Source organism: Streptococcus cuniculi, from assembly GCF_004570575.1.
GTDB classification, from domain to species: Bacteria; Bacillota; Bacilli; order Lactobacillales; family Streptococcaceae; genus Streptococcus; species Streptococcus cuniculi_A.
Genome location: NZ_SPPD01000001.1, coordinates 136,048 through 160,797, shown reverse-complemented (window position 1 = coordinate 160,797; position 24,750 = coordinate 136,048). Strand labels below are relative to the sequence as shown.

At 45.0% G+C, this 24,750-nt stretch carries 20 protein-coding genes; 2 read left to right on the top strand and 18 right to left on the bottom strand.

The genetic code is table 11. The features are described from left to right. Positions 1-2: 2 nt before the first annotated feature. The 16 genes from E4T82_RS00770 to ccpA all read right to left on the bottom strand — a co-directional run bounded on the left by E4T82_RS00770 (position 3) and on the right by ccpA (position 20,854). Positions 3-1,370 carry a UDP-N-acetylmuramoyl-tripeptide--D-alanyl-D-alanine ligase gene (locus tag E4T82_RS00770; protein WP_135181007.1) on the bottom strand — a complete coding sequence of 456 codons (1,368 nt, stop codon included), beginning with the start codon at positions 1,368-1,370 and terminating at the stop codon, positions 3-5. A 112-nt stretch (positions 1,371-1,482) separates the two neighbouring features. Beyond that, positions 1,483-2,151 (bottom strand): ABC transporter ATP-binding protein, encoded by a 669-nt coding sequence (locus E4T82_RS00765; RefSeq protein ID WP_135181006.1) that lies wholly within the window; start codon positions 2,149-2,151, stop codon positions 1,483-1,485. 10 nt (positions 2,152-2,161) lie between these two features. Continuing rightward, positions 2,162-3,235 (bottom strand): FtsX-like permease family protein, encoded by a 1,074-nt coding sequence (locus E4T82_RS00760; protein ID WP_135181005.1) that lies wholly within the window; start codon positions 3,233-3,235, stop codon positions 2,162-2,164. A 792-nt stretch (positions 3,236-4,027) separates the two neighbouring features. Further along, entirely contained in the window at positions 4,028-5,074 is a 1,047-nt protein-coding gene (locus E4T82_RS00755) for a D-alanine--D-alanine ligase (protein WP_135181004.1), read from the bottom strand. 52 nt (positions 5,075-5,126) lie between these two features. Then, entirely contained in the window at positions 5,127-5,723 is a 597-nt protein-coding gene (gene recR / locus E4T82_RS00750; RefSeq protein WP_135181003.1) for a recombination mediator RecR, read from the bottom strand. Between the two features lie 842 nt (positions 5,724-6,565). Beyond that, complete coding sequence (pbp2b, locus tag E4T82_RS00745) at positions 6,566-8,641, bottom strand: penicillin-binding protein PBP2B (protein WP_209304568.1); 2,076 nt, start codon at positions 8,639-8,641, stop codon at positions 6,566-6,568. A gap of 975 nt (positions 8,642-9,616) precedes the next feature. Continuing rightward, positions 9,617-10,420 carry an MBL fold metallo-hydrolase gene (locus E4T82_RS00740; protein WP_135181002.1) on the bottom strand — a complete coding sequence of 268 codons (804 nt, stop codon included), beginning with the start codon at positions 10,418-10,420 and terminating at the stop codon, positions 9,617-9,619. 6 nt (positions 10,421-10,426) lie between these two features. After that, the gene (gene vicK, locus E4T82_RS00735) at positions 10,427-11,779 is read right to left on the bottom strand and encodes a cell wall metabolism sensor histidine kinase VicK (RefSeq protein ID WP_135181001.1); all 1,353 of its coding nucleotides are present in this window, start codon (positions 11,777-11,779) and stop codon (positions 10,427-10,429) included. After that, complete coding sequence (yycF, locus tag E4T82_RS00730; RefSeq protein ID WP_135181000.1) at positions 11,772-12,476, bottom strand: response regulator YycF; 705 nt, start codon at positions 12,474-12,476, stop codon at positions 11,772-11,774. Before yycF ends, vicK begins: the two co-directional genes overlap by 8 nt. Positions 12,477-12,863: 387 nt before the next feature. Further along, positions 12,864-13,883 carry a DUF3114 domain-containing protein gene (locus tag E4T82_RS00725; protein WP_135180999.1) on the bottom strand — a complete coding sequence of 340 codons (1,020 nt, stop codon included), beginning with the start codon at positions 13,881-13,883 and terminating at the stop codon, positions 12,864-12,866. Between the two features lie 205 nt (positions 13,884-14,088). Beyond that, positions 14,089-16,038 (bottom strand): threonine--tRNA ligase, encoded by a 1,950-nt coding sequence (thrS, locus tag E4T82_RS00720; RefSeq protein WP_135180998.1) that lies wholly within the window; start codon positions 16,036-16,038, stop codon positions 14,089-14,091. An 85-nt stretch (positions 16,039-16,123) separates the two neighbouring features. Further along, positions 16,124-16,738 carry a DUF1349 domain-containing protein gene (locus E4T82_RS00715; protein ID WP_135180997.1) on the bottom strand — a complete coding sequence of 205 codons (615 nt, stop codon included), beginning with the start codon at positions 16,736-16,738 and terminating at the stop codon, positions 16,124-16,126. Further along, a complete protein-coding gene (locus tag E4T82_RS00710; protein ID WP_135180996.1) occupies positions 16,716-17,066 on the bottom strand; it encodes a MazG-like protein in 351 nt (116 codons plus the stop codon). The genes E4T82_RS00715 and E4T82_RS00710 overlap by 23 nt, the downstream gene beginning before the upstream one ends. Before the next feature lie 372 nt (positions 17,067-17,438). Further along, positions 17,439-18,755 (bottom strand): glycosyltransferase family 4 protein, encoded by a 1,317-nt coding sequence (locus E4T82_RS00705; RefSeq protein ID WP_135180995.1) that lies wholly within the window; start codon positions 18,753-18,755, stop codon positions 17,439-17,441. Next, the gene (locus E4T82_RS00700; protein ID WP_135181153.1) at positions 18,756-19,754 is read right to left on the bottom strand and encodes a glycosyltransferase family 4 protein; all 999 of its coding nucleotides are present in this window, start codon (positions 19,752-19,754) and stop codon (positions 18,756-18,758) included. A gap of 98 nt (positions 19,755-19,852) precedes the next feature. Then, positions 19,853-20,854 (bottom strand): catabolite control protein A, encoded by a 1,002-nt coding sequence (gene ccpA, locus E4T82_RS00695; protein WP_075104667.1) that lies wholly within the window; start codon positions 20,852-20,854, stop codon positions 19,853-19,855. Positions 20,855-21,100: 246 nt separating this feature from the next. Here ccpA and E4T82_RS00690 point away from each other — a divergent pair, with 246 nt between their 5' ends. Both E4T82_RS00690 and E4T82_RS00685 read left to right on the top strand, forming a co-directional pair. Beyond that, positions 21,101-22,183, top strand: a complete 1,083-nt coding sequence (locus E4T82_RS00690) for a M24 family metallopeptidase (protein WP_135180994.1) — start codon at positions 21,101-21,103, stop codon at positions 22,181-22,183. Positions 22,184-22,346: 163 nt separating this feature from the next. Continuing rightward, complete coding sequence (locus tag E4T82_RS00685) at positions 22,347-22,700, top strand: GNAT family N-acetyltransferase (RefSeq protein ID WP_135180993.1); 354 nt, start codon at positions 22,347-22,349, stop codon at positions 22,698-22,700. 160 nt (positions 22,701-22,860) lie between these two features. Here E4T82_RS00685 and E4T82_RS00680 read toward each other — a convergent pair whose 3' ends face one another. Together E4T82_RS00680 and E4T82_RS00675 are read right to left on the bottom strand one after the other, a co-directional pair. Further along, entirely contained in the window at positions 22,861-23,697 is an 837-nt protein-coding gene (locus tag E4T82_RS00680; RefSeq protein WP_135180992.1) for an alpha/beta fold hydrolase, read from the bottom strand. Positions 23,698-23,718: 21 nt separating this feature from the next. Continuing rightward, positions 23,719-24,717, bottom strand: coding sequence for an NADP-dependent oxidoreductase (locus E4T82_RS00675; protein ID WP_135180991.1), 999 nt, complete (start codon positions 24,715-24,717; stop codon positions 23,719-23,721). Positions 24,718-24,750 lie beyond the last annotated feature (33 nt).

The following is a 24,750-nucleotide window of genomic DNA, read 5'->3' as shown; positions in this document are numbered from 1 at the left end:
TCTTACGCCATAGCTTCCAAAGTTGCGACCAGCTGGTCAAGGTGCATGGAATTGCTACCTTTTAGCAAAATCTGGTCTTGTGGCTCGACACAGGCTTTGACACGGGCAACTAGCTCCTCAAACTGATCTTCTGCATCATTTTTTCTAAAAAAATACACCTTTCCGATTGGGAACATCTGTGCAGCTAATTGGGCCAAGCCTTCAATATCCTGTCCGTAGAAGAATAGGGTGTCCAGACAATCGGGCGACAGGCTCGTAACCATCTCTTGATGGAGGGCAACCGATTGCTCTCCCAATTCTTTCATGTCCGCTAACACAACTAGTTTCTTACCATTTTCATTTGCGGGAATAGTGGAAAAGGTTTCTAATATCAGACGCATGGCTGTCGGATTGGCATTGTAGACATCACTTAATATATCCGCACCATTTCCTGCTTTTTTCCATTCCGTCCGATTGCGGGTCAGCTTCAGATTGGCAAGGGCTTCTCTAATCGCTGTATCTGAAACACCCAAGCATTTACCCACATAGCTGGCTAGCATGGCATTGGTCGCATTGTACTTGCCTGTAATAGGTAAGAAAATATCCCCGTCCATGAAGTTGACCTGAAAGGTCAGACTGTCCTTGCTCTCCACTAGGCTCGTCACTTGCAAATCCCCTCCCTCACCAAAGCGTACCAGTTGCTGTTGGCTAGGCAGATGAGCAGCTGCAATCGGATCATTGGGTACCAATAAGGTTGCTCCTTCTGGCATCCCATCTGCAATCTGTAATTTCCCTTGGGCAATCTGCTCCCGTGAGCCGAAAAATGCCAGATGGGCTTCACCAAACAGGGTAACCACAGCTAAACTTGGTTTTGCGATTTCTGACAGAAGATGAATGTCACCTAGGTGATCCTGCCCCATTTCAAGGACTAGCTTTTCTGTATCATCTGGCATGTGCAACGCCGTATAAGGCAGACCGATTTCATTATTGTAATTCCCTTGGGTCTTATAGGTAGCAAAGGTTGTGGCCAAAACATCGTGAATCATGTCCTTGGTGGTCGTCTTACCATTTGAACCCGTCACAGCGATGACCTCTACCTGCATTTTCTCTAGGTAATAGGTGGCCAAGGTCTGAAAGGCTAGCAGGCAGTCATCCACTAGGATATGGGGAACAGGCACTTTATTTTCTGATAGGGTGACCGCGCAACCATTTTCAAAAGCCACGGAAATAAACTCATGCCCATCTCGTGCCCCTTTGAGCGGGATAAAGAGGTCACCTTCTGCTATCAAACGGCTATCAAATTCTGCCTTTTGTAGGGCTTGATTCTCATATATGGTCACATCGTTTTTCGCTCCGACAACTTGAGCAACTTCATATAGTGTTAATCTCATCTTTTTCTCCAAAAACGCTCTTATCTATTAGGGGAGTCTTCATCTTTTAGCTTGAAGCAAAATAAAAAGAGCCTATGCTCTCTTTATTATATCATATTTTTTAACTAGTATCCTATCGAACCTGTGTCAAGACACCGTCTTTCATCTCATAGACCTTGTCACACTGCTCAATCATGCGGTGATCATGGGTAACCATGATAATAGCCTTGTTGCGTTCTTTACTTTCTTTGGCAAGAAGCGCTACCACTTCAAAGGCGCGTTCCGTGTCCAAACTCGCTGTCGGCTCATCGGCCAAAATAAGAGCCGGATCATTGTATAAGGCGCGAGCAATCGCCACTCGCTGGCGCTCTCCTCCAGATAAATCTTTGGGAAACTTGGTTTTTAAATGCGCCACATCTAGGTCTGCGAGCAACTCTTTCTGCTTTTCTTTGTTGGAGCGTCTGTTGACACGATCCACCAATTCCAACTGTTTTTCCACCGTTAAAAAAGGAATCAGATTCGAAGATTGTAGAATAAAACCAATATCCTTGTAGCGAAGCTGAGCCCGTTTCTTTTCAGGCAGGTCTGAATAATCCGCCTGATTGATGGTAATGCGGCCTGCTGACGGCGTTTGTAGTCCTCCAGCCAAGGTCAAAAAGGTGCTTTTCCCAGACCCAGACGGCCCGATAATAGCGACAAACTCTCCAGCTTCCACACTAAAATTGGTGGGCTTGAGTGCGGTAATCGTCTGGTCTCCGTCCTTGAATTGTTTACTGATATTTTCAAATACTAAGGTACTCATGTTCTTCCTCCTAGGACAAATTTTGTAAGGGGTCAACCTTGAAGATGGAGCGAACAGAGAAGCTCGCACCAAGCAGGGCAAAGACCACTAAGGCAAGGCTAACACCTCCATAGAAGAACCAGTTATTCTCAAACGGTACAGCACTTGGTAGGGCGAGAGAAGACAGATAGGTTAGCGAGAGACCTAAGAGCGTTCCAAGGCTAGAAAGCAGGAAGGTCTGTGCCACAACGCTAGCTGAAATAAAGCCATTTGACAAGCCATGAATCTTCATCAACCCAAAAATCGGCGCCTTCTGAGTAGTCAAAACATAGATGAAAATCGCAATCACAATGGCTGCAATCACCACTAAAAAGCCAATCATAAAGGCGAAGGTCAAGTTTTGTGCTTGATAGCCCGGCAAGTGTTCGATGAAATCAGCTACTGTTAATTTTTCCAACTCATCTTCAGGATAGCTTGTCACATCACCACGAACAATCACCCCGCTGATAGAGATGACATCGTCCTGGCCTGGAATCTTCGTGGTTGTATCCAAATCATCAAAGTCCATGTAGACAACAGGTGCTACGCCAAAAGCCGCATTTTCTGTATAGCCGACAATGGTCACTGGCCCATCAAAAACAGATAGATGAACGGTCTCTCCGATTTCAAATCCTTCTTTCTCACCGAGGGTTTTGTCAATTACCACCTCGTGTGCTTGTTCAAACAAACGTCCTTCGACAATATCCGGCTCTATAAACGTCCCTTTTTCAATGGCAAAAATAGTGATTTTTTCCTTGTCGTCAGACCCTGCATCCTCCTTTACCCAAGCCGCACCTGCTTGCTGCTTGAGAAGAGCCTTTTCCTTTGCACTCACCTCATCAGCTAGCTGCATATCTAGGTGGGACGCAGTAATCAATTTATTCGCTTCTGATGATAATAAAATCGAATCTGCCTGCCATTTATCAACCGCTGTTCGATTCTGCTGCATCAATCCATAAGCCAGCCCTGTCAAGAAAAAGACGAGGTAGGCAATCAATACCAATAAGCCCAAGACCAAGCCGTAACGAAGCTTACTCTGGCGCATTTCTTCAATTGCTAAAAACATAGATCCTCATTTCTATTCATTACAAATTCATTCTGATATTTTCTCTTTTTATCCTATATTGACGACTAGGTCGGTCTTTCAAATAACTACCACATCCTCCTATCCTCTCTTTTTAATTCTCATGAGAACTATTTTAGTTCTTATGAGAATAAATTGCAAGAATGTTGCTCATGGTATAAAAAATGAATGACCGTTCGTTCGGTCATTCATTCAGATTGAAGAAAAAATTATTTGTATACTTTTCTTAGGTGGTGCGGACGGTAGCGACTTCCTGCGGAGTAAAATAATCCAGTGGATTATTTTAGCCCGAGCCCAGAAACTAAAAAGCGAGGATAATCGATTTCAACGAAATCACGACTTCTGTCACACTCCCACTTTTACCACAGCGAAACGTATCTGATGAGGATTGCTCTGCTCGCAAAAATTGTCAAATGGAATCTTCCGTTAGCAGGGCTGTTTCACTTGTTTAAATAGTTCTTAGGTTTCTCAACGTTCTGAAATGAGGCTGGACAAAAGTACCCAACCTTCGTAGTTTTATCATTTGAACGACGTAACGCAGTTTAGCACCATAGGAAAACGTTAAACAGCGCAGCTCTAAACCGTAGAAAATTTTTCTGTGAGATTTCGGAATCGCGCCATTCGTTCCAACCGATTCCTTATATTCTATTTTATTAGACCATATGTTTAGTGATTAAGACAGCATCTTGTTGAGGAACGCAATGTTTCCTGTTCTAATAAGAACTCTAGGAAAAGGAAGAAAGCCAACTCCTCTCACTTCTATCTTCTACTCTATTAAATCAAATGTTGTTCGCGTTTGGCAAAGGTTTCCTTGGCTAGAGTTACCAAAGTTTCAATCAAATCAGGATAGGCAAGACCCATATTGTCCCACAAGAGAGGGTACATAGACCACTGGGTAAAGCCGGGCATGGTGTTTAACTCGTTGAGGAAGATGTCTCCTTCTTCTGTCAGGAAGAAATCACAACGCGACAGACCGCAACCACCAATTGCACGGAAGGCACTAGCTGCGTAAGATCGCATCTGCTCCGCAGTAGCAGATGGGATTTCCGCTGGAATCGCCATGGTAATTTTATTGTCAATGTATTTAGCGTCGTAATCATAGAAAGCAACGTCCTTGACGACTTCGCCTGGCAGGGTTGTCTGCACATCTGCATTGCCTAGTAGGCCAACTTCAATTTCACGAGCATTGACTCCCTGCTCCACCAAGAGACGACTATCGTAGTGGAAGGCAAGCTCAATGGCTGAGCGCAACTCAGCTTGATTTTCTGCTTTTGAAATCCCGACACTTGATCCCATATTGGCTGGTTTGACAAAGACTGGATAGGCTAAGTTGGCTTCTACTGCATGGATTTTTGCTTCGACATCTTCGCCCTCTATCACCGTTTCAAATGCTACTTGGGGAATCCCCTCTGAGGCCAGTACCTGCTTGGTTGTAATCTTATCCATGGCCACACTAGAAGCCAGAACATTTGTCCCTACATAAGGCAGACGCAACACTTCTAGGAAACCTTGGATAGAGCCATCCTCTCCCATGGGACCGTGAAGCACTGGAAATACCACCGCATTTCCCTCATAAATATCACTTGGACGGATCCGTTGGCTCAGCATCATCGTACTGTTGGTCATCAAGCGTTCATCTGCAGATGGTGTACTGTCAAATTCTTGCGTCTTGATAAAATCACCATTTTGCGCAATAAAGTAGGTTTTAACAAAAAACTTCTCATAGTTAATCGCCCGCATAATGCTTTCGGCAGACAAAACCGACACTTCACGCTCGGCAGAACGACCGCCATAAAGGAGGATAATGGTTTCTTTTGACATGGATGTTTCCTAACTTTCTATACTAATTCTTGATAATGCTTGTTTTACAGAACTATAGCTCGGTACGATTTTCAATCGCTCGCAGGAGCGTTACTTCATCTGCGTATTCAATGTCCGATCCGACTGCGAGTCCCCGCGCCAAACGAGTCACCTTGATTCCGGCAGGTTTTAGCACTCTTGAAATATACATAGAAGTTGCCTCACCATCAGCTGTTGCATTAGTTGCAATGATGACTTCTGTCACCTCATTTTCCATCAAGCGTGTCAACAAGGTCTTGAGATTGATGTCATCAGGACCCACCCCATTCATGGGGGAAATCAGACCGTGGAGAACATGGTACAAGCCGTGGTATTCCTGGATATTTTCCATGGCAGACACATCACGGCTATCTTCTACCACTAAAATGGTAGACAAGTCCCGCGTCTGATCTTGGCAGATAGCACAAGTCTCCTCTTCTGCAAGATTGCCACAAACTTGACAATAGGCCAAATCACGCTTGGCTGCTAGGAGATTTTTGGCAAATTCATTGACCACATCTTCTTCCATACCAATCGTATAAAAGGCTAGTCGAGTCGCTGTCTTAATACCAATTCCGGGGAGTTTTGTATAACTCTCAATCAATTTCGCAATGGGTGTTGGGTATAACAATGTTGGTTTCTATCTTTCTACTATATTCATTTCGTTTATACCTAAAGGTAGCACAGGGTTTAAGGTTTAGGGCGCGTTCAATTATAAGATACGAGGGCGTTAAGAGCACACAGTGTACTCAAGAGTATCCGTATCTGTAAAGCAGGCATAGCCTGCTTTACAGATACGGAAAAATAGGCGGCCGAAGTATTGAGGAGAGTTTGCTCCACAAACTCCTATTTCTCACCTTCAAAGGTATACTATACCTTTGAAGCTAGCAACTTCGTTGTGAGACCCCGGCGAGGATAGCTAGATTAGTCACAAATGAAATGCAGAGAATAACCAGCTAGCTACCGCCAACATAGAACTATACCTTAACCAAGCTGCGATAGCTTTTTCATAAGGAAATCTATCCACTAAAGGGATTCTCATCTGTAATCGGCTAAAGCCGAAACAGCTGCCTATCCACTAAAGGGATTCTCATCTGTAACTAGCTAAAGCGAGGACAGCTGCCTATCTATTTTCCGAGCTTTTAGCCCGAATTCAATTACTAAGATACAAAAGCCCATTGACACGAGCATTGCTCGTCTTATTTCCAACCTCCAACAGTCTTCTAGACTATTGGAGCGAGTCCTAAACGACTATATCCTTCAATTCGCTAGAAGCTCTAGGCTATTTCTATCCTCCATTATATCACAAAATGAATTTATCCAGCAAAAAAAGAACCAGCCTTCAAGGCTGGTTCTTTTCGGAGATTATGAAAAATTTTAGGATTGACTATAGTATACTCCAAACTAGATGTTCTGACATCGGTCTTAAGATGGAGATTTACAACGAATCACCTAAAACGGAACTATTTCTTCCTAATTCATCGGGTGAAGGGAGTGATAGAGATTGATAATCTCTGTCGTGATGGATTTACTTGTAGCTGAATTTAAGTCCGTCAAATTCGGTAGAATAACCGCTACTGCAATTTTAGGATTGGAGCTTGGTGCATAAGAAACAATGTTGGTATTAACTGCGTTCAAGACCTGTCCTGTCTCTGTTGTGACAAAAGTTTCGGCCGTACCAGTCTTGGCACTGATGGACACACTAGCACCTTCTGAAATGCCTCTTCCTGTCGTCAGACCGCTTCCGCCATTCACCACCATGTAAAATCCTTGCTGGATAAGCGCCATCTCTTCTGCTGAGAGATTAACCTGATTCACCTCTTTTCCAGAAATCGCCTCAATCTTCTCACCGAGCCCTCCCTCTGCACTATTGGCATAAATCCCTTCTGCTATATGCGGACTCACTCGCCGACCACCATTTGCCACTGTAGCTACATATTGGGCCATCTGCATCGGTGTATAGTTGTCAAACTGTCCAAAAGAATTGGTCAGATAGTTTGCAATTGAATACTCTTTCGGGATAAACCCAGTTGATTCAAGCGGTAGGTCAATTCCTGTTGGTGCACCGAGACCGTATTCTCCAAAGGTCGTGCGCAATTTTTCCATAGAAGTATTGAGGGAGTCATTTTCCTTTAAAAGCATACCAGGAACATAGGGTTGTCCTAGCATGTCAAGAGCAATCTGAACCATATAGGTATTGGAGGAATATTGCAGGGCTTCGACTGCGTTAATGTTGCGGTTGCCATACAGGGTAAACCAAGAAGTAATAGGAGCAGAACCTGCGAATTGAATCGGCTGGTCAAGTAGCACCTGATTGCCTGCAATCACTCCTTCCTCCCATCCTGCTGTCAGGGTCGCTCCCTTGACAATGGACCCCGGTACAAAGGTATTGGTGATGGTGCCCAAGGCATTTTCCTTGACTTCATTGGTCTTGGTATCATGGCTATAGCCTGCCATGGCAAGAACTGCCCCTGTCTCGGGCTCAAGCGCAACGGCATAGACCCCTTCTGAATAGCGGGCGCTGCCTGTCGCTAGCTCACTATCAAAATAACGCTTCAAAATAGCATTGACTCCGTCTTGAAAGGCTAAATCAATCGTTAATTTTACATTTTTTCCCTTGTTCCCTTCCTGAATGGTCGTAATACTTTCGACATTCCCATTGCGGTCGAGATTGATTTCTTTCTTCTCCCGTTGACCCTGCAACACTTCTTCGTATTGTTTTTCCAGATAGGCTGTTCCCACTCGGTCATTGAGCGAATAGCCTTTGGCCAAATACTCTTTGGCATCTTCTTCTGGCAAACCTACCTGTTGCGTCGTGACGGTTCCGATGATGGAAGCAAGCGAGGTTGGCGCTACCACCCGTTTCCAACTGCTTGCCGTAGAAATCCCTGGCAATTCAGCTTCATTTGCGGCAATCATGGCAATCTGCTCAGCTGTCAGCGGATCGGTAACGAGATTGACCGTTTCAAAATAGGCAGCAGCATTCATTTGCGAAAAGAGTTCTACGACCTTTAATTCATCTTCTGGATAAGCCGTCTGCTCTTCTGTCAAACTGGCAACAGCATTGTTATAAATGACCGCTTCATCTAAGCTGTTACCGTCTGTGTCCAAACGCTGGCCCTTGGGTAATGTTTTTACGACTTCCGCATAAACTTCTGGGTCTGCCAGATAATAATCCGCTCGCTCCCGCGGTGTGACATCTACATCAGTCAAGGTCACCCATTGCAAGAGTTTAGCTGCAATTTCTTTCATTTGACGGGCAGTCATTTTATTGGAACGGGTAAAGGTTGCGACCTGCTCGACCTGATTTTCCACCAAAGCAAGGCCCTTGGCATCATAAATCTGTCCACGAACGGAGCTATTAGTAATCACTTTTTGACTGGCTTTGGCGAGTTTATCAGTGTAAAAATCTTTGTTGATGATCTGCATATAGGCCAAGCGCGAAATCAAGACCGAAAACAGGACAATGACAATGGCAAATAAAATAGTCAATCGTTGAGGAATAAAGGCATCCTCGCGCCCCTTGCGGGAAGGTCGTTTTTTCGTCACTCTCAGCACCTCATTCTAGAAAATTCCTCTCTATTATATCATATCAAGATACGAGGGCGTGGAAAAAACTCAAAGCGAAAATAGGAAATTTTCGGACAGAGTTTAGAACGTGTTCAATTACACAAGATGTGAGAGCGTAAAAAGCATAAAGTGTACTCAAGAGTATCCGTATCTGTAAAGCAGGCATAGCCTGCAACAGCTACGGCAAAATAGGAAATCTGACGAAGAGTTTGTAGACTCTAGGAAGATTTGTCTTTTTCACACAGTGCTTAGCTCGAACTCAGTTAGACAAGATACGAGGGCGTTAAAAAAGCGACCGAAAAATAGGAGCCTAACGTAGTGTTCGATGAACACAAGGAGGGCCATCCCCAAGGGGATTCTCAGCTGTAATCGGCTAAAGCCGAAACAGCTGCCTATCTTTTTTCGCACAGAGTTTAGGGCGTGTTCAATTACACAAAATGTGAGAGCGTAAAAAGCACAAAGTGCACCCTGTTTGAAGAAACAATCCACTGGATTATTTCTTCTGTATCTGTAAAACGAGCAAGCTCGTAACAGCTACAGCAAAAAAAGGAAATTCAACGAGTGAAGAGCTCCAGTGGAGGTTTTCAGCCTAATCTCTAAAGGTACAGTCATTTCGTTTACATTTAGTCTCTTTTGCTATTTCCCGATTGAAATAGTTCCCCGAACTATTTCAACCTCCTACGGAGTTTCATCCCACATTTTTGAGCCAAAGGTCTCAAAAATCCCGTCCTAGACACGAACAACAGTATTGTCTAGGATACCACTATATCGGGAAATATCTTTTAAATGCTCGCTTCACTCGCGTCTTGTTTGATAGGTAACTACTTATTCAGACACACTATTTATAAACTAAAGGTAGTATATACTACCTTTAGAGCTAGAAGAATTTATACCTAAATGACAATATAATAAAAACCACACAGACTTTGCAAAGTCTATATGGTTCGCTTCGCTTTAAATAGTGGTGAGGGGTGTTGCAGTGTCTGGCGATGTATCATAGATTTGAAAATCAATTCCGACACCCAAGTCAGCTTGGGCTAGCTGATTAACCATGGTCATGTGGGCCAGCTCTTTGATATTATTTTCTTTGCTGAGATGGCCTAGATAGATCTTCTTGGTGCGATTTCCAAGAGAGCGAATCATGGCATCTGCCCCATCTTCATTACAAAGGTGCCCCTTATCAGACAAAATGCGCTGCTTGAGATTCCATGAGTAGGAACCTGACCGCAGAATCTCAACATCATGGTTGGATTCAATCAAGTATCCGTCAGCATTTTCGATAATCCCTGCTAGACGATCGCTGACATAGCCCGTATCCGTCAGCATGACAAAGCTCTTATCATCCTTCATAAAGCGATAAAATTGTGGACAAGCCGCATCATGGCTGACACCGAAGCTTTCAATATCCAAGTCCCCAAAGGTCTTGGTCACCCCCAACTCAAAAATATGCTTTTGCTCAAGGGCAATCTTCCCTAGCTTTCCCTCCATGGCCTGCCAAGTTGCCTCATTGGCATAGATGTCCATGCCATATTTGCGAGCTAAAACGCCAATGCCATGGATATGATCACTATGCTCGTGCGTCACTAAAATGGCATCCAACTCCTCGGGTCTGCGATCAATTTCTGCTAATAAACTCGTAATTTTCTTGCCGGACAAGCCAGCATCTACTAAAATCTTTTTCTTCTCTGTCTCCAAGTAAAAGGAATTTCCACTTGAACCAGAGGCTAAAATACTATATCGAAATCCTCTTTCTCCCATACACTCCTATTCTTCCTCTTCTGCGTCCTCCCACTCATCAGCTGTTATATCTTTAATGTATGGTAGCACAATGGTGAAGGTTGACCCATGTCCATATTCACTCTTCGCCCAGATAAAGCCCTTATGCTGCTTGACAATTTCTTTGGCAATGGCAAGACCAAGTCCTGTACCACCTTGCGCTCGTGAACGGGCCTTATCCACCCGATAAAAGCGGTCAAAAATCCGTGGTAAATCAGCCTTGGGAATGCCCAAACCCTCATCAGAAATGGAGACAACCAACTGAGTATCTGTCGTTTTCATGCTAAAGGTGATTTTCCCACCGTCTGGTGAATACTTAATGGCGTTATTTAAAATATTATCCATGACTTGCGTCATCTTATCCGTATCAATCTCAATCCAAATCGGTGTAATCTGGTAATCACGGACAATGGTATATTCCTTACCGTTTTCCTGCTGACTCTTCATCTGATCAAAGCGGTTTAAGATAAAGGTCACAAAGGCTGTAAAGTTAATCAACTCCACATCCGCTGAACTAACCTGATTGTCAATGCGTGACAGGCTCAACAAATCTGAAATCATCCGCATCATGCGGTTGGTCTCATCGAGCGACACCTTGACAAAGCTCGGTGCGACTGATTCGGTCAAGGCGCCATCATCAAGGGCTTCCAGATAGGATTTGACCGAAGTCAGCGGGGTCCGCAATTCGTGGCTGACGTTTGAAACAAACAAGCGCCGCTCCCGCTCTTCCTTTGCCTGCTCGGTCATATCATGCAAGACAACAACGAGTCCTGAAATCAAGCCACTTTCGCTACGAATGGTCGCAAAATTGGCCCGCAAGGTCAGAAATTCACCATTTTCATTATCGTGTTCGATGACGATTTCAGGCGTCTGCGCTAGCAAATCCCGAAAACTGTACTCCTCACGAATGCCTAGAATTTCCAACAAATCCCGCTGCTCAGCCGTTTTAGAAGCAAGCCCCAACTGCTTTTGGGCAGTTTCATTGACCATGATGACCCGCCCCATGCGGTCTGCCGCCATCACCCCATCACTCATATAGGCAAGAATGGAGGATAGACGCGTCTTTTCCTGCTCCAAATGGTCATGGGTCAGGCGAATCACCTCAGACAAATCGTTGAGCGAATTCGCCATCTCTGTGATTTCAGGGCTACCGCGCATATCTAGAACATCGGAGTAGTCCAGCTCAATTAACCGTTTGACCTTTTGATTGAGTTTTTTGATTTGCTGATTATCCCGGTAATTTTCAATCAGTAAGACTGTCAATGTAATGACAAAACCAATCAAGATGACTACAAACCAAAACTCAGGTGTCGTTATTAAATACCGTAATTGATTAATCATTTCCCTTTATATAATATCCTACACCACGCCGTGTCAAGATGTATTCTGGACGGCTCGGTGTATCTTCAATCTTCTCACGGAGACGACGAACCGTCACATCCACCGTCCGCACATCTCCGAAGTAGTCATATCCCCACACGGTTTCCAACAAATGCTCTCGCGTCATGACCTGTCCCAAGTGCTTAGACAAATGGTGGAGCAACTCAAATTCACGATGGGTCAACTCCAACTCCTTGCCATGCTTTTTAGCCACAAAGGCATCTGGAAGAATAACCAAATCTCGAATGGTCAACTCAGGCGTTCCAGTGGTTTCCATATCAATCTGGGTTTCAGACAACTCACTGCGGCGCAACAGGGCCCTGACCCGCGCTTGCAATTCCCGATTAGAGAAGGGCTTGGTCACGTAGTCATCTGCTCCAATCTCAAGACCGATGACCTTGTCAAATTCACTATCTTTGGCAGAGAGCATCAAAATCGGCACATTGCTGGTCTTGCGAATGGTCCGCGCTACTTCCAGCCCATCAATCTCTGGCAGCATCAAATCCAAAATCACGATATCTGGAAATTCGGCTTCAAATACCGCCAAGGCTTCCCGACCATCAAAAGCCGTCACCACTTCATACCCTTCTCGTGTCATATTAAATTTGATAATATCTGAAATCGGCTTCTCATCATCTACAATCAAGATTTTTTTCATCTTTTCTCACCTCGTCATTCTAATGCCCATTATACCAAAACTCCCCCGAATTCGCATGACAGAAGCGTGGAAAGTGGCTACAGAAGTCCTACTTGACAATCTTCAAAAAATAAGATAGTAAAAATAGTAGCCCCACACCTGATACAAATGACCAACAGATAGATGCTTGGGAACAGCGGGAGTTGGGGGATACTGGTACATTTTTATCGTCAAATTGACAAGATTCAGAAATTATTTTCAAATTTTTAGAAATAATGGTTAATTTTTGATTTTCTTTGAGTATTACTATATTTTTAAAGAAAACACAGAATCTCCCTACCAGTCGCTTTTTCCCTAACTATTAAAAAGCGACCCCCTAGGCAAAAACCGCTGAAGACATACAGTTCTTCAACGGCTTCTTTTTTTCAGTAATTGTTTAAACTCCCGCACGACCAGCTTGGTCTGTTGGTGATTGGAGAGACCTTTTTCTGCGTATAGTCCCTGCGGGTTAAAGTAGCTGCGGTCATATTCCGCCTCCCCTCGTCCACTTCGGTTGGGAGCCCGAAAGCCTTGCGTTACCTGATTGCGAAAGGCGGGGTCATGAGGTCTGACCGTATCGACATCCAAGTCCCAGTGGCGTTTGCCCGCTTTTCCATAGTTGAAACTAGCTCCATTGACGATGCCAATCTCGGTAACTTCTTGCGCATCCAGTTCATTGAGGAAATTCCCTCGACTGTCAAGGATAAACTCTGTATGAAAATGAATCAGAATCTTGATATTAAAAGAGGGATAGGCTGACGGATAGCGTTTAGTCCCCTGTTCAAACTTGAGTTTGTTGTGCAATCGCGCAGAACTTCCAATGGTGTAGTCCTTCTTCCAATGCCACCATGGATAGACTTTCCGTAGATAACGAGCCAGCGCCTGACGATCTGTCTCGCCCGATCGTTTAAACTGCTGACGGACATACTCTGCCTGCTGGCTGGAAATCACATAGCGGAGTTGGTGCAGTTGCCGTGCAAGCAAGTCCTGTTGGCTCATGGTCTGACAGGGAAAGGCTTGGTCAACCAGCTGGGAAAGTTCCCACCAAAAGGAATCGTGGGGAGCGAGATTTGGATAAAACCGTGCCACGAGTGCTTGATTCTCTGCTCGTTCTCCTGTGACATCCTCTGGCATACCGACTATAGCAACCAGCAAGTCCAAGAGCTGTCTGGGAGATTTGAACTGCTTCTCTAAGCGCCAAAGCGTGAAAAACAAGGGAGAGCCTATCCGACTGTCACTCAAGTCCAATTGTCTAGCGACTGCCCTGCCCAAGCTATCATCAGACCAACCCTGCTCCCTTAGCAATAGCAGTCGCTTGGCTACACGATAGCGTTCTACTATCCCTTTCTGCGTAAAAGGGTATCTGTGTTCAGACCAGAATTTCCCCATCTTTGCCTCCTTTTCCCTTCATCTACCCAACGAGATATCCCTCCTACTGATGGTTTTTTCACCTCGTCAGATAGTGATGTTTGAACGAGGGAGGGACAGGCGACCTGTTTCCCTTTCAAACATAGAAATCGATAGAAAATAGGAGCTTGATCCCAGCCCCTATCTTCATCCTTTTTAAAAGTCACTCCTATCAGCTAACTGCTACTTACACATCTTTTGGGGTACGTGAATAGTTAGCAATATCTGTAAGTATCTGATCGGTAAAGGCTGCGAGGCTGACTGTCTGTGTTTCCTTGTGTCCATAGCGGCGGACATTGACAGCACGGTCTTCTACTTCCTTATCTCCGACAATCAACTGATACGGGATTTTTCCTGTTTGACTTTGGCGAATCTTGTACTGCATTTTTTCATTGCGCTCATCCACAACGGCACGTACACCATGGTTTTGCAATTCTTTCGCCACTTCCCAAGCGTAGTCTACGTGTTTTTCATTGGACACTGGAATCACGGTTACTTGGGTTGGAGCGAGCCAGGTCGGGAAAGCACCTTTGTAGGTTTCAATCAGAATCGCGGTGAAGCGTTCCATGGTTGAAATCACGCCACGGTGAATCATGACAGGGCGGTGTTCCTCTCCATCAGCCCCGATATAATGGAGGTCAAAGCGCTCTGGCAAGAGGAAATCCAGCTGAATAGTAGATAGGGTCTCCTCATTTCCAAGGGCTGTTTTCACCTGAATATCCAATTTCGGACCGTAGAAGGCTGCTTCTCCCTCTGCCTCAAAGTAATCCAAGCCCATATCATCCATAGCACCTTTCAACATGGCTTGGGCATTTTCCCACATCTCGTCATTGTCATAATATTTATGCTTATCTTCTGGATCACGATAGGAGAGACGGAAACGGTAATCCGTCAAGTTGAAGTCCGCATATACGTCAATAATCAACTGAAGCGCACGTTTAAATTCTTCTTGAATTTGCTCTGGAGCAACGAAGATATGCCCGTCATTCAAGGTCATCTCACGCACCCGTTGAAGTCCTGAAAGTGCGCCTGATTTTTCATAGCGGTGCATCATGCCAAGCTCGGCAATACGGACTGGCAATTCGCGGTAAGAGCGCACATGGTTTTTGTAGACTTGAATGTGGTGCGGACAGTTCATTGGACGTAGGACAAATTCCTCCCCGTCCCCCATGTCCATTGGTGGGAACATATCCTCTGAATAATGCTCCCAGTGACCAGAGGTCTTGTACAACTCGACAGATGCGAGCGGCGGTGTATAAACGTGTTGATAGCCAGATGCCAGCTCCTTATCCGTAATGTAGCGCTCCAAGGTGCGACGGATAGTCGCGCCATTTGGCAACCAGAACGGCAAGCCTTGACCAACCTCTTGACTAATCATGAACAAATCAAGTTCTTTTCCAAGTTTACGGTGGTCACGTTCCTTGGCTTCTTCCCGCATTTGAATATAGTTTTTCAAATCTTTTTTGTCAAACCAAGCCGTACCATAGACCCGTTGCATCATGGCATTATCGCTATTTCCACGCCAGTAAGCACCCGCTACATTGAGCAACTGAAAGACTTGAATGCGACCTGTGGACGGCACATGGGGACCACGGCAGAGGTCTACATATTCACCTTGGCGATAAATGGTCAAGCCCCCCTCATCCTCGGAATGCTCTTCAATCAATTCCAATTTATAAGGGTCATTTTTGAAAATCTCCCGCGCTTCATCTTTGGACACTTCCTCGCGAATGCTTGGGAAATTCTCCTTGACAATCTTCCGCATCTCTTCTTCAATGGCTGCCAAATCTTCATTTGAAATCTGTCCTGCTTCATTATCCGTGTCATAGTAGAAACCGTCTTGAATCGCAGGACCAACTCCTAGGTGAATGTCTGGGAAATGGCGGCGAGCCGCTTGCGCAAACAAGTGGGCTGCTGAGTGGCGCAAGATGTCAAGCGCGTCTTCATGGTCTGGAGTGACAATTTCCAGTGACCCGTCCTCTGTAATCGCACGGGTTGTATCAATCAATTTGCCGTTCAATTTACCAGCAAGTGCCTTTTTGGCAAGAGAATTGCTAATGGATTGGGCAATCTCAAAAGTTGTTACACCAGATTCAAATTCGCGTACAGCGCCGTCTGGGAAAGTAATGTGAATCATATCGTTCTCCTTTTTTCTAATATCTTTATTTTGGGTTTAGGTGCATGCCACATCGCTTGGGGAGTAGCACTCACCCTATCTTACATCATACCAACTCATCAGGTGCCTGCCCGTCATGGGCTAGCCACTGACATTCACCGACAGACATATCGGTAAAACGGGCAGTGAAGGATGAAGCCTCTGGGCTACAAGCATATAGCCCAAATGAAATCCTTGCATTTGCCGCATGCAGATGACAAATCCGCATTTGTTGAAACTGCTTGCCGTCGGTTGAACATTCCAAACGGAAATCCTGCCCACGACGACTGAGACGGTACCACATTTCCTTGATACTGGCTGCAATCTCCGTCGTTGCCCAGTCTGAGTAGCCTTGATTGGTGACCACACTTCCCAGATGCTGTATCGTCTCATTTTCGTATTCAATAGAGGCCTTGAGCCAATTATCGCTATCCAGATAGACCACCACTCCGCACTGATCAAAACGATGCTTGCTGTCAAACTCCGTCTTGACCACAAAGGAAAAATACTCCTCCTCCGTCTCCAGTTGCAAAACGGGCGCATTGTCATTGCGGAAATGATAGTAGGTCCGCTGCCAAAGGTCCGTATGGGGAAGAGTTGTCATCGTGATTTCTTCATCCGACACGCTATAACGATCAGGCTCCCGCGTCCATTTAAGATTAGCCGCTATAAATTGTTCCATGATTGCCTCCTTTATCTGATATGCCAAAGCGGTCCTCCTTATCAGATAGGAATTGTTCCAATTCTGCCTCAAGGTCAATACCTAGACGCTGAGAAAGTTCCACCAGCCACCAAATGTTTTCAGCCAACTTCTGCTCCAAGTGATAGGGTGTTTCATCATAGTAGCGCCCCTGTTTGGTCATTACAAGGCGGTTGAGATTACCAATATCGTTAGACAAGCCCAGCAAATCCTCCTCAATCGTCCACTCACTTCCGTGGTGCGTGACTTCCAGTTCACGGTAGACCTCTCGAATTGCAAGGCTACGCTCCAGTAGTTCTTGAATAGTCATGCAGCCTCCCTTTCTGATACTTACTTCGTCAAAACAAAAGCGACCCCCTAAAAAGGACGTCGCAACGTGGTTCCACCTTCATTCGTGCCCTCTGTCTACTTCAAATCAGACCAGAGCAAGCACCTCGAATTAGCTATATCGTAGCAACCGTTTTATGTTTTCATAAAAATGCACAGAGGAGTATCTCATCAAGCTTTTTATGCGTTTGCAGCAACCACGCACTCTCTTGAAAAAAGTTCCTAAGAGACTTGTCTCTGATTGCTATTATAGCACCTTCAGACAAAATTTCAAGTATTTATTCTGATTTTCAGGAAGAAAGCGGGCATAACACCTAAATATATATTACATAACCTCTAATAGTTTCATAGCATATCACTCCTCAAAATAATTCCGAATAGACTTGACCTGCTCAACGGATTTTTTAACGATAGTAGCTGTTGTATCAGACGATTTGACAAAGGCGCGCTTAGGCAGGCTAATAGCCTCTTTCAGCAGCGTTTCAGCTGTGCTATCATCGTTGATATGTTCACGCCTAAAATCATAGGAAATTTTCAAGTCCAGATAGTATTCATAGACCCTACGACCAAAATTTTCAGCCGAGATGTCATACAACTTTTTCGCTAGGTGATGCGGGCTCATGTCAGGGGTCACTACAATGGCATCCAAAACAGCATCGGCTAGCTCCGCCTCATGCTTGTACAAGGTACCAAACATCTTGTCGGTCACGACATTTTCCAAGTAAGGATTCCACTCGGCAATGACAGGTGTGCCAGAAGCCAGACTTTCAAGATAGGTCAAGCCCTGCGTTTCACTGGTAGAGGCTGAGACGAAGAAATCCGCCGCCTTATAGTAGAGAGCCGTCTCGCTCGGTGCAATCATTCCCGTCATCACGACCCGCTCCTCCAGCTCCAAGTCTTTAATCTGCTGCGCCAATTCCTCAGCGTATGGTCCACCCCCTGCAATAATCAGCTTAACCTTCTCATTTTCGGCGAGAATGCGTGGCATAGCCGCGATAATGGCTTGAATATTTTTTTCATAGGAAATCCGCGACAGGCTGAGCAACATGGTCTCATCTGGCTGAATGCCCAACTGTCCTCGTAGTTCTAAGATGGTCTCGTTGGTAATCTCTGGGCGGTCAAACTTGGCTAGTTCAATCCCTGTCGGAATCACCCGTTTGGAAATCAGGACATTGTATTCTGTCAGGAGATTTTCGACAATTTCACTGGGACAAATCACCCCGTCCAAATCGTTTAAAAAGGCACGAACCAGATACTTGACCATGCTGGGACGAATCAATTTTCCCTTGGCAATATAGCGGACATAATCTTCATACTGGGTGTGGTAGGTATGCACCACGGGAATATCCAGCTCCCGCGCAATCATTTTCCCCAAAATCCCTAAGGAAAATTCTGTCTGGGTGTGGATAATATCCAAATCGTAACGCCCTGCAATTTTTAGGGCGTCAGCAAATCCACGATAGGCCACCCGACGATCCTTAAAGGCAAAAAAGGGCACGCTCGGAATCCGAATAATCTCCCAATCCTCATAGCGATTGACGTCCTTGTCAGTCGTCGTAAAGATAAAGACGCGGTGTCCCTGCTTTTCTAACTCGGTCTTGAGCGTCTTAATCGAGGTCGCTACACCTGATACTTGCGGAAAATAGGTATCTGTAAATAGTCCAATTCTCATCTATAACTCCATTACTTGACGGTAGGCATCGACCAATTGATGTGATACCTTATCCATTGAGCGACTTTCTGCTACCTTGTAACCAGCCTCTCTCTTGTCCACCTCTTTGTCCAAGATTTTCTGGATAGAGGCTACAAAGTCTTCAACGGTGTGCCCTAACTCAGCACTGGTCTCATTAATCCACCCCTCATAGACAGGAATATCACGGAGCACGACCTGTTGGTGACTAGCAAGAGCTTCTAGAACCACAATACCTTCTGTCTCCTCATACGAAGGGAAGAAAAAGGCATCTGCTCCACTCATCGCCCCTTGAAAGACAGCTCCCTTGAAATAGCCAGGAAAAGACACATTTGCTGGATGCTTGCCTTTGACAATTTTACGAATATACGAAGGGATAATCCACTTATTGACACTTCCCAGCCAAATAAAACGAACATGGGGCATACGCTCTGCTACCTTGACAAAGTCTTCAATCCCTTTGCGACGGAAATAAAGACCTGCACAGACCACCACAGGCTGGCCTTCTTCAATTCCAAAATGCTCGCGAAAAATAGCTTCTTTCCGAGGGTCTTTTTGATATTTTCTCAAGTCAATTCCATTTGAGACTGCAACAATCGGGGTTGTCACGCCATACCCTTGAATCAACTTCTTGGAGTATTCAGACGGCGTAATTACAAAATCAGCCTGTTGGTACATGCTGGCCAGGTATTTACCCACTAGTGGAGCTAAGAGATTGGATCCGATAAAGGAATTCCGAAAATCTTCCATAGTCGAATGTCCATGCAAAATCACCTTTTTCCCACGACGCTTGGCAGCCCGTAGCAAGAGCCAACTGCGCGGTCCATACGTATTGATATGGACAACATCGTAGTCTCCTAAGAGGTCCGTGGTATAGGGAATGCCTGCCAAATCAAGCGCCTCCATCTGATGGTAGAGTGCCCGCCCAATTCCTGATTTTTCTAAAACTGTCTTTCCTTCTAAATACAATAGCACTTTCATGCCCTTATTATACCACAAAATCTATTTTTTCCATGCTCCTAAACTGTAGAGAGAATAGAAAAAGAAGCCAAGGCTCGCTTAGCTTCTCTCTTCTGTTCTTATTTCGTTGATTTACGCTCTTTAATACCGTGGTTCAAGATGACTTCACGTGTATCCAATTCTTCCTTGTGCATGATTTTTGTCAACATCCGCATGGCAATCGCACCGATGTCATACAAAGGTTGACTCACAGAGGTCAAGTTTGGATTGGTGAATTTTGTGACCAATGAGTCATCACTTGTGATAATCTCAAAGTCTTCTGGCACCTTGATGCCCTTGTCAACAATCCCATTTAACAAGCCTGCAGCAATTTCATCTTCTGCTACATAGGCTGCAGTTGCACCTGCATTTAAGATGCGATCTGCGAGGGCATAGCCTTCTTCGTACTTGTATTTGGATTCAAAGACAAGGCCTTCGTTAAAGGTCAAGCCATTTTCTTTCAAGCCATCTTTGTAGCCTGCAAAACGGACTTTGCCATTGATGTCATCCACTAGTGGTCCTGAAACAAAAGCGATTTTTTCATTATGTTTCGCTAGCAAGTTCACCGCATCCTTGCTTGCCTTTGCATAATCGATGTTCACACTTGGCAACTGGTGCTCCAAATCAACCGTTCCTGCAAGCACAATCGGTGTCCGTGAACGAGAAAACTCGGCGCGAATCTTGTCTGTCAAGTGGTAGCCCATGAAAATGATCCCGTCCACCTGTTTTGAAAACAGGGTATTGACCACATTGATTTCTTTTTCATCATTTTCATCGCTGTTTGCTAGGACAATATTGTACTTATACATGTCTGCGATGTCGTCAATTCCTTTAGCCAAGGTTGCAAAATAAGCATTGGCAATATTTGGAATCACAACGCCAACGGTTGTGGTTTTCTTACTTGCCAAGCCACGCGCCACAGCATTTGGACGATAATCCAAGCGATCAATCACTTCCAATACTTTTTTACGCGTGTTTTCTTTCACATTCTTATTGCCATTCACCACTCGGCTGACCGTTGCCATCGAAACACCCGCTTCACGAGCAACGTCATAAATGGTTACTGTATCATCCGTATTCAACATATCGTAAATTCCTTTCAATTTCTTTTTTTATGAAAATTACGCTTTCACCCTCTTTGTAGTGTATCATTTTTTGAAATCCCTTTCAAGCGATATCCCACATTTTTTTGAAAAATTTTGAGAAATCAGAGAAAATGATTGCAAATCGAAAAAAAGACTGAACAGATACGCGGATTTTCTGCAATAAGCTCTTGATTTTTTCGCTCTTTTCTGACACAATGAAACAAATAGAAAGAAGGTATTTTTATGAGCAAAATCACAGCTATTCGCACACAGTTACAAACAGCAGAATTGGACATAGCCGTCTTTTCAGATCCTGTTTCCATTTCCTATCTCACAGGCTTTTACAGCGACCCGCACGAACGCCAGATGTTCCTCTTTGTCAGCCCAGAAGATGCACCGCTCCTCTTTGTGCCAGCCTTGGACGCAGAACGGGCGAAAAAGAGTGTCGACTTTGCGGTGGTAGGCTATGTCGACTCTGAAAATCCTTGGGAAAAAATCAAGTCAGCCCTGCCAGAGAAACACTACAGACGCATTGGGCTTGAGTTTGACAACCTCATCCTCACCAAATACCAAGGCTTGAAAACCGTCTTTGAACAGGCTACATTTGACAATCTTACACCTATCATCAACCACATGCGCTTGATTAAGTCCGCTGATGAAATTCAAAAAATGATGATTGCAGGAAAATGGGCAGACAAGGCTGTGCAGTTAGGTTTTGAGGCCATTTCGCTCGGCAAAACAGAAACCGACATTATTGCAGAGATTGAATTCGCCATGAAGCGCGAGGGGCTTGAAATGAGCTTTGAAACCATGGTCTTAACAGGCACTAACGCTGCTAACCCACACGGAATTCCTGGCCCTCACAAGGTCGAAAATGATGCGCTTCTCCTCTTTGACCTCGGGGTGATGGCAAATGGCTATGCCAGCGATATGACGAGAACCGTTGCGGTTGGTCAGCCTGACCAGTTCAAAAAAGACATCTACGCCCTAACCCTTGAAGCCCAGCAGGCAGCGCTTGGGATGATTAAACCTGGTGTGACAGCTCACGATGTGGACCGCGCAGCTCGTGAAGTGATTGAAAAAGCTGGCTACGGCGAGTATTTCAACCACCGCTTAGGACACGGAATCGGCATGGATGTTCATGAATTCCCATCCATCATGGAAGGAAACGACCTCGTCCTTGAAGAAGGCATGTGCTTCTCTGTAGAACCGGGTATCTATATCCCAGGAAAAGTCGGCGTGCGTATCGAAGACTGCGGTGTTGTAACCGAAAAGGGCTTTGAAGTCTTTACCGACACCAGCAAGGAGTTGTTGTATTTTGGATAGAACTATATTTGAAACACTGGACTGTTCTAGGCTCGGACCCGAGTTTTATATCGCCTAGGTCACCTTAGAGCAACTGAACGACGTCTTCGCCCTCTATCAGACCACTCCGCTCTATTTTCAGCATTGTCCACCAAAGCCTAGTCGGGAAAGTGTAAAAGAAGATATGACCAACTATCCAACCTCTAGTAGCCTTGATAAAAAATATTATCTCGGTTGCTGGAAGGGAAAAGAGCTAGTTGCTGTGATAGATGTGGTACTGGATTATCCGACAGATGAGACTGCCTGGATCGGCCTCTTTATGATTCATGGTCACTATCAGCAAACCGGCTTTGGCACTCAAGTATTTCACCTCTTGGAGGATTGCCTCGCAAGAGCTCATTATCATGAATTACAACTCGCCTACGTCAAAACCTACCCAGAAGCTGCCCATTTCTGGACTAAGATTGGTTTTCAACCAACAGGCCGCGAAGTCCAACAAGGACCACTTTGCTTAGTAATTGCTAGGAAAACCATATAAAACAAAACTCCGAACGAGAGCCGTCTCATTCGGAGTTTTTCATCTTGTGTCATTCTCTCACTTAGACCAATGACGGTTTTCCCTCGTGAGTGCCCATTACAATCTTGTCCACCCCCTATTCATATACTAGAAAGACAAGCATCAAACTCCTCATCCCCGTTTACATGTCCAAAAAGGCGAGCAATTCCTTTGAAAACTCATCGGCATATTGGAAAATCGAGCCATGACCTGCATTCGGATAGATCATCAGTTTACTTCCTTTGATTTTCTCATGCATATCATAAGAATTTTCAGTCGGCACCTGCATATCATTGTCCCCATTGACAATCAAGGTTGGTTGCGTGATATGGCTCAAGTCATCCGTAGCGTCTTTCCCCCAACGCTTAATGGCTTTTAGTTGTGTGAGGAAACCAGATACCTTCATCTCCTTATCGACATGTGCAGCACTTCTCATTCCCATACGCCCCAAGACCTTCTCTGCTTCGATACGACCTTGTTCATCATGATTGTAGAAAATATAACGCTTCGGATCTACACGTTCAAAAGCAGCTCTGAGCATATAGCGGAAGGTTTTCCCTGTCACCTTATCAACTTCTTTACCCCCACGAGGCCCTGTCCCTGCTAAAATCAAGCGATTGACCAAGTGGCTATCTAGACGAACCATTTCCTGCGCAATCATCCCGCCCATCGACAGGCCAAGTAGGTTGATTCGCTCGTAACCCAAGGCCTTCACAATGGCAATCGCCTGCTCTGCCATACCAGGAATGGTAGCTGCGACCTTGCCTTGACTAGCGCCGACACCAGGCAAATCAAGGACAATCAAGTGTTGCTTTTCCGCAATCAAATCGAGTAATGTTGGATCCCAATTGTCCAAGGTTGCTGCTAAATGCACCAACATGACGAGAGGCAAGTCTGATGTTCCCTTGCCAAGCTCTCGGTAAGCAATCTGATTGCCTGCTACCTGTATATAGTTATTTTTGGTTGTAATATAAGACATCATTTTCTCCTAAACTAACTCTTAAAAACTGAGAACTGTTTTTCCACGTGAGCGACCGTTGGCTACCTTATCAAGGGCCGCATTGACTTCTTCAAATGGATAAACGGTATCAATGGACGGCTTGATTTCGAGTTGACTAAAAATGTCCGCCACTTCTTGTAACTGCTGACCATTGCTTTCAACAAAGATGAAATGGTAATGCACACCGTATTTCGCAGCCATTTTGTCAAACTGACGACCAACTAATCCAAACAAGAACTGTTTCCATTTTGGCAAGTTCATGCGTTTCGCAAAAGCGCCATTTGGCATGGCACGAAGGGATACCAAGTGCCCACCTTTTTTCATAATAGACATTTGCTTTTCAGTCTCTGTCCCGCCAAGTGTGTCTAAGACATAATCCACGTCCTTGATAAGGTTGGTATAGTCTTCTGTTTTATAGTCAATAAACCGATCCGCCCCTAGAGCTAGAACACGCTCAGCATTGGCGCCGTCACCATTGGTCATGACGGTTAAGCCCTTGGCTTTTGCAATAGGAATCGCCATCCCACCGACACCACCAGTACCTCCTGAGATGAAAATGGTCTTGCCTGCTTGAGCTCCCATTAAATCAAGCGCCTGCATGATGGTAAGAGCCGTAAGAGGAACAGCAGCTGCCTCCACATCTGTCAAATACTCTGGAACCTTTGCAAGCGCTTCAGCGTCTACTGCGACATAGTCCGCAAAGGCACCGATATGATCAAGTGGCAAACGCCCAAAGACACGGTCGCCTACTGCAAATTGCTTGACGCCTGTTCCTACTTGTTCCACCATACCAACGACCTCATTTCCCGCAGTCTGTGGCAATTTATAAGGAACTATCATCCTCACCTCACCACGGCTAATCATATTATCAAGTGGATTAACCCCTACTGCCGTAACCTTAATCAGCACTTGCTGTTGGGCAATTGTTGGTTTTGCAATGTCTACCATTGTTAATGCGATATTGTTTTTGTTATAAGTTGTATGTTGCGCTACTTTCATGTTTCTTCCTTTTCTTTGTTTTGTTGTACTTGT

Coding starts and splice junctions, on each gene's coding strand:
- E4T82_RS00770 (WP_135181007.1), bottom strand. CDS start 1,370: ATGAGATTAACACTATATGAAGTTGCTCAAGTTGTCGGAGCGAAAAAC.
- E4T82_RS00765 (WP_135181006.1), bottom strand. CDS start 2,151: ATGAGTACCTTAGTATTTGAAAATATCAGTAAACAATTCAAGGACGGA.
- E4T82_RS00760 (WP_135181005.1), bottom strand. CDS start 3,235: ATGTTTTTAGCAATTGAAGAAATGCGCCAGAGTAAGCTTCGTTACGGC.
- E4T82_RS00755 (WP_135181004.1), bottom strand. CDS start 5,074: ATGTCAAAAGAAACCATTATCCTCCTTTATGGCGGTCGTTCTGCCGAG.
- E4T82_RS00740 (WP_135181002.1), bottom strand. CDS start 10,420: ATGGGAGAAAGAGGATTTCGATATAGTATTTTAGCCTCTGGTTCAAGT.
- vicK (WP_135181001.1), bottom strand. CDS start 11,779: ATGATTAATCAATTACGGTATTTAATAACGACACCTGAGTTTTGGTTT.
- yycF (WP_135181000.1), bottom strand. CDS start 12,476: ATGAAAAAAATCTTGATTGTAGATGATGAGAAGCCGATTTCAGATATT.
- E4T82_RS00725 (WP_135180999.1), bottom strand. CDS start 13,883: ATGGGGAAATTCTGGTCTGAACACAGATACCCTTTTACGCAGAAAGGG.
- thrS (WP_135180998.1), bottom strand. CDS start 16,038: ATGATTCACATTACTTTCCCAGACGGCGCTGTACGCGAATTTGAATCT.
- E4T82_RS00715 (WP_135180997.1), bottom strand. CDS start 16,738: ATGGAACAATTTATAGCGGCTAATCTTAAATGGACGCGGGAGCCTGAT.
- E4T82_RS00710 (WP_135180996.1), bottom strand. CDS start 17,066: ATGACTATTCAAGAACTACTGGAGCGTAGCCTTGCAATTCGAGAGGTC.
- E4T82_RS00705 (WP_135180995.1), bottom strand. CDS start 18,755: ATGAGAATTGGACTATTTACAGATACCTATTTTCCGCAAGTATCAGGT.
- E4T82_RS00700 (WP_135181153.1), bottom strand. CDS start 19,754: ATGAAAGTGCTATTGTATTTAGAAGGAAAGACAGTTTTAGAAAAATCA.
- E4T82_RS00690 (WP_135180994.1), top strand. CDS start 21,101: ATGAGCAAAATCACAGCTATTCGCACACAGTTACAAACAGCAGAATTG.
- E4T82_RS00685 (WP_135180993.1), top strand. CDS start 22,347: ATGACCAACTATCCAACCTCTAGTAGCCTTGATAAAAAATATTATCTC.
- E4T82_RS00680 (WP_135180992.1), bottom strand. CDS start 23,697: ATGTCTTATATTACAACCAAAAATAACTATATACAGGTAGCAGGCAAT.
- E4T82_RS00675 (WP_135180991.1), bottom strand. CDS start 24,717: ATGAAAGTAGCGCAACATACAACTTATAACAAAAACAATATCGCATTA.